Origin of the sequence: Mycobacterium sp. ENV421 (assembly GCF_002887815.1) — a bacterium.
In the GTDB taxonomy this organism is placed as follows: Bacteria; Actinomycetota; Actinomycetes; order Mycobacteriales; family Mycobacteriaceae; genus Mycobacterium.
Window position 1 is genome coordinate 1 of record NZ_PDHO01000084.1, and the last position, 4781, is coordinate 4781.

Below are 4781 nucleotides of genomic sequence, written 5' to 3' on the forward strand. Positions count from 1 at the left end.
TCGCCTTTGCAGAATTGAACGCACACACCTGGACGAGACATTCAAGTGCAGATAATGAGGCTGGGGGAGTGGTTGTGCCGCTACCGCTTTCGCCGCCGACCCACTAGACGTCGCTGGCCTCCGACAATTTAGCCAGCTCAGGATCACTCCCCAGCGTGGCCTGTTTCAGTGCCCCGGAATGCCGCCTCAGCGCGTTCCAGCAGTGTCCCGGGAACGTTGTCGGGGGTGGGTGTCGCGGCGATGGCGGCCGCGACGGCGTTGTCAATGGCACTCTGTGTCCAGCCCGGCGTCGGTGTCGCCGGTGCGTGGTCCCAGGGGGTGTCGAGGTCGACAGTCACCGTCACCGGAACAGTGAGGCTGAGGGTGGCCAGCTCGGTTCGCACCGCCTCGGCAATTCGCTCGCCGTAGGCGGCGAGCTCGGCGCGGTGCTGTGCTTCGGCGCGGTCGCGTAGGTCTTGCAGGGCCTCCAGGGCGTCCTCTTCGGCTTGCTCCTCGGCGGTGAGGGGGGTGGGGTCTTCGCGTTGCGCGACTTGCCAGGCCTCGATCTCTTCGATCGTCGGTGGGGGAGGCGGGGGACCGGGTCGGACTTCAAAGCCTTTGTCGATGGCCGATTGCAGTGTCTCGGGGTCACGATCGCCGGCGTAGATGACGCCGGGTTGAATCGCATTTTCGCGCCGCTGGATCTCGGCTTCGGCGTTGTCGAGTTCGGTAAACCATTCCGAGGCGCCATTGTCGAAGAGGATGCGATCGGGGTTCAGGACAACAGTCACGGGCTCGGTTCGGTGGCGCCAGAGGTCCCACTCGTCGTGTCCGACCGCGGCGCGCAGGGCGTCGCCCACGACCGAGGCCTCCCACGACCCCGGGCGGCCGGCCAGGATCGCGTCGATGCCGCCAGCGTTGGCGGCCGCGCCTGCTAGAGCCTCGGTGACGAAAGCCGCCCAGTCGATCGCCAACGCGGCGCGGGGATCGGGATCAGGCTCCCACTGGCCCGAACCCGTCTGGCGCATAGGCTGATTCGTGAGTCGGCTCGCCTCGCTGAGCACATCAACAGCGTCGTGCAGCACCTCGCCGTAGGGCCGCGGAACAGCTGTGTCGGTGTCCAGATAGCCAGTGTCGTAGAGGGCCGCCGAGAGCACTTCTCGGTATGGGCGACCGATAACACGTGCCGTAGCCGCAAGATTCGCGCGATCCGGAAGTCGGCGCACACCGTTCATCCGCCATTTGCGCAGATTCTCGCGCGTGACGCCGATTCGACGGGCCACCAGCGCGGCGACGCTGGGCCACTTCGCCCTGACCGCCTCTCGGACTCGCTCACCCCATGTGCGTTCCTATACCGGTCGATGAGCTCAACCAAGCGGGGGGTTGCCATGCCGCCAAGTATTCTGCGAAACTCCGAGGTCGTCAAGTGTCGGTATGCGATAGTGCCAATTGTCACTGGATATCGGTGTTATCAAGAAGTGTCGAAATCCATCGAGGCCCGCCTGGTGTCGTTGAGGGGACGCGCTAGATCGCTGATGTCGTGGCCTCTCGACACTTCGAGGCCATTGGGGGGATCATCGGCTGGTGGTGGTCTACGACGTCATCGGGGGGACATACGCTCAAACTCGGCGTCCGGATCCGCGGATCGCGTCGGCTATCCGTTCAGCTCTGGGCGATGTAGAGAGCGTTGTCAATGTGGGAGCTGGGGCGGGTTCTTATGAGCCACCGAACACGGTGGTGGCGGTGGAGCCCAGTCAGGTCATGATCGATCAACGTCGCGCGGGGTCTGCGCCGGCAGTGCGCGCAATTGCCGAGGCACTCCCGTTGCGCGACAAATCGGTTGACGCTGCGTTGGCCGTGTTGACAGTGCATCACTGGAGCGACGTTGCGGTTGGAATTGCGCAGATGCGGCGGGTAGCGCGACGGCGCCTGGTGTTCTTCACCTGGCGCCCGGAGGTCATCGCGCAGTTCTGGTTGCTCCGGGACTATCTGCCTGCCGCCGCGGCGGCGGATGCTCGGGTGGCCGTGCCCGTGCAGACATTGGCTGCAGCGGTGCCTGGCTGCGCAACGCGTATGGCGCCGGTGCCGATTCCCCACGACTGTGTCGACGGGTTCGGAGCTGCCTACTGGCGTCGCCCCCGGGCTTATCTCGATCCCGTAGTCCGCACCGGGATTTCGATGTTGGCCACCACGGATCCGTCGATGCTCGAGCCCGGTTTGGCTCGACTGGAGCAGGACCTCGCGAGCGGGCTCTGGCACCGTGAGCATGCGGAATTGTTGGAACGAGACGAACTCGACGTCGGCTACTGCACGGTCACCATCGACCTATGAACGATGAATACCATTGAGGTGAAACGCTTTTACGCTAGCCGTCTAGCTGGTTTGTGACGGTGGAGTTGGGCGGTTGATGGCGGGGTAGGTGGCCATAGGGACTGCGGCGCGGGCGGCGTGGATGTTCATGACTTGGGTGGAGTAGCCGAGGAGGTCGGCAAGTGAGGCCGCGTCGATTTCCTTGGTGAGGTCGTGCAATGCCGCATTACGTGCGGCTGTGATGTCGATCCCGATTCCACGTAACCGGTGCATTAATGACTGCTCCGAAATATGTTGGCCCGGAGTGTATCCGGGAAACAGCCAGGGGGATCGGCGGTTCATCGTCTGACTGTTGGCCCGCCGTTCGAGATGCTGGTGAAACAGGGGGAGTAGTGCCGGGGGGATGGGTGCAGGCTCCTCGCCGAGGGCGATGGTGGTGCGGGTGGGTGCCGTGACGACATCGTCGAGGGTGAGGCGGCAGATCCGGTCCAGGGGTGTGCCGAAGAGCATGAGCAGGAGCGCCGCGATCCGGGTGGAGAGGAGGACGTGGTCGGCTTCGATGACGTGTTTGATGAGGTCGAGGCGCTGTTGAGTGGAGGTCAGCGGAGTCGTGCGGGCCACGCGGTAGGGGACCTTAAAGCGCGGCGCGATGCCGGCGCGGGCGCGCCACTGGATGAAGTTGCGGACGGTGGTGCGGGTCGTGGTGCCTTCGCTGAGGTAGGTGTCGAGGTGGCTTTGGGTGAGGTCGTCGACGGTGGTGTCGTGCTCGGTGAGCAGCCAGGTGAGGAACTTGGCGGCTTCGGTGATCTCTTGTTTGGCGCACCGGGTGGCGTTGTCCATGTTGCGGGTGGGGTCGTCGTTGTCGCGCAGGCGCCGCAGGTGATGCCAGCGGGCGAATTGTTCGATGGGGGTCGCGATCGTGGGGGTGTCGTGCAGCGTCTGTAGTCGTTGGTCGAGCCAGCGTTCGAAGCGGGCGAGGTATCGGTCGCCGCGGTCGGGCATCATGCGGTGGGCGATCAGCATCTCGCGTAGGTGCTCGAGGGCCTTCGATGGGGGCATCGCGTCGAAGGCGTCGTGACTCAGGTGCAGTTCGCGGGTGCCGATCAGGGTGAGCAGTGCGGCGGTGGCCGGTTGGCGCATCCAGGTGATGATGCTTTCCGGGCGGGGGACTGCGGCTAGTTCGACGGTGAGTCGTTTGAGGCGCATGTCGGGAGGGTGGTGTGGGGAGAGGATCTGTTCGAGGTCGGCGGTGACGACGCAGCGGGCGCAGTGGCCGCCGCGCAGCCGCTCGGCTTCGCGGCCGCAGTTTTCGCAGTCGAGGTTGGTGGTGATGCCGGCGCAATCGCGGCACAGCGCTGCGCCGGTGGGTGTTTGGCCGGGGACAAGGCGTTCGGCGCCGCAGAACGAGCACAAGCCGTAGGTGCGGGCGGCGGTAGTGAAGCATGGCCCGCAGATGGCGCCTTCGGGCCAGCGCGCCCGGATTTTGGGCACCAGGTGGTGGCATCGACTGCATTCGATGTCACCGATGGTGCGGGGACGGCCGCGGCGGCGGGTTTCAGTCATCGGAGATGATGCGGGCTTTCACCGGCCGGTAGGCGTTGAGCAGGGGAACGTCGCTGGGGGCGTTGACGGCCTTGGTGCGGGATTGGCGGGCATCGGTGGCGGTGTAGGTGATCAGGTCGCCGGCCTCGATGCCGAAGATGTCACAGAGGGCGACGAGGACCTTGAATGAGATCCGGTCGGGTTCTTGGCCGACGATGCGGTAGATCTGCGATTCGGAGAGCATGATGCCGCGTTCGCGTAGCGGCGCGACCAGGTCGCGGCTGTTCTTCATCCCGGCGCGGGCCATGAATTCCCTGACCCGCCAGTGGTATTGGATCTCTCGTTTCATTGGGACTCCCGTCGTCGGTTCTCGCCCAGGTCAGCCTTGCTGCGGGTCAGGGTTGCACTGAGGACCCGCTCGAGTTCGCGGGCCCGGTAATCGGGGGCGGCCAGCGTATAGATGGAGGTCGTGGCGGCATGCTCGTGGCCCAGCTGCAGTTGCACGAAACTTACGTCGTAGCCATACACGGTTTGCAGGTTGGTCGCATAGGAGCGGCGAAACGAGTGCAGGTCCAACCCAGCGGGAAACCCGAGTTCGTCGACGAGGTCGCGCATCCGCTGCCAGAGGTTGCGTTCGGGCACCAGACCACCCTTCTCGGTGGGGAACAGATCAGTGACGGGGTGCCCATAGCGGGGAAGTCCACGCTCAACCCAATCCGCCACCGCCTCGGCGGCCCAGTCGAAGACGGTCAACACGGTGCGTTGCTTGGGTGGCGAGTTGCGCATCGCCTTGCCGTGGCGGATCCGTACCAGGCCCCACTCGCCGAAGAACGGTGCTCGGGCGTTGCGGGAAAAGTCGACGAGCTGCAAGTGCCGGACCTCGTTGCGGCGAAGGCCTTCTCCGGGGTTGCCTGACCTGTTGCGCCATGTTGCTCGACCGGGAGGATCGG

At 65.1% G+C, this 4781-nt stretch carries 5 protein-coding genes; 1 reads left to right on the forward strand and 4 read right to left on the reverse strand.

Annotated elements, in window-relative coordinates; genetic code table 11:
• Positions 1 to 143: 143 nt before the first annotated feature.
• On the reverse strand, positions 144 to 1136 hold the full coding sequence (locus tag CRM90_RS29430) for an XRE family transcriptional regulator (RefSeq protein ID WP_233209592.1): 993 nt from the start codon (positions 1134 to 1136) through the stop codon (positions 144 to 146).
• A 427-nt stretch (positions 1137 to 1563) separates the two neighbouring features.
• On the opposite strand from CRM90_RS29430, the gene CRM90_RS29435 reads away from it, so the two are divergent.
• Positions 1564 to 2310: a class I SAM-dependent methyltransferase gene (locus CRM90_RS29435; protein ID WP_102810378.1), complete on the forward strand. Its 747-nt coding sequence runs from the start codon at positions 1564 to 1566 to the stop codon at positions 2308 to 2310.
• Positions 2311 to 2352: 42 nt separating this feature from the next.
• Here CRM90_RS29435 and CRM90_RS29440 read toward each other — a convergent pair whose 3' ends face one another.
• The 3 genes from CRM90_RS29440 to CRM90_RS29450 all read right to left on the reverse strand — a co-directional run.
• Complete coding sequence (locus CRM90_RS29440; RefSeq protein ID WP_199190106.1) at positions 2353 to 3852, reverse strand: site-specific integrase; 1500 nt, start codon at positions 3850 to 3852, stop codon at positions 2353 to 2355.
• The gene (locus tag CRM90_RS29445; RefSeq protein ID WP_102810379.1) at positions 3845 to 4180 is read right to left on the reverse strand and encodes a helix-turn-helix domain-containing protein; all 336 of its coding nucleotides are present in this window, start codon (positions 4178 to 4180) and stop codon (positions 3845 to 3847) included. The genes CRM90_RS29440 and CRM90_RS29445 overlap by 8 nt, the downstream gene beginning before the upstream one ends.
• On the reverse strand, positions 4177 to 4781 hold a 605-nt coding region (locus CRM90_RS29450), incomplete at its 5' end, for a tyrosine-type recombinase/integrase (protein WP_142391491.1). The genes CRM90_RS29450 and CRM90_RS29445, both read right to left, overlap by 4 nt.

What these genes read in the sequence shown, in the direction of transcription:
- CRM90_RS29445 (WP_102810379.1), bottom strand. Translation starts at nt 4,180, where the DNA reads ATGAAACGAGAGATCCAATACCACTGGCGGGTCAGGGAATTCATGGCC.
- CRM90_RS29440 (WP_199190106.1), bottom strand. Translation starts at nt 3,852, where the DNA reads ATGACTGAAACCCGCCGCCGCGGCCGTCCCCGCACCATCGGTGACATC.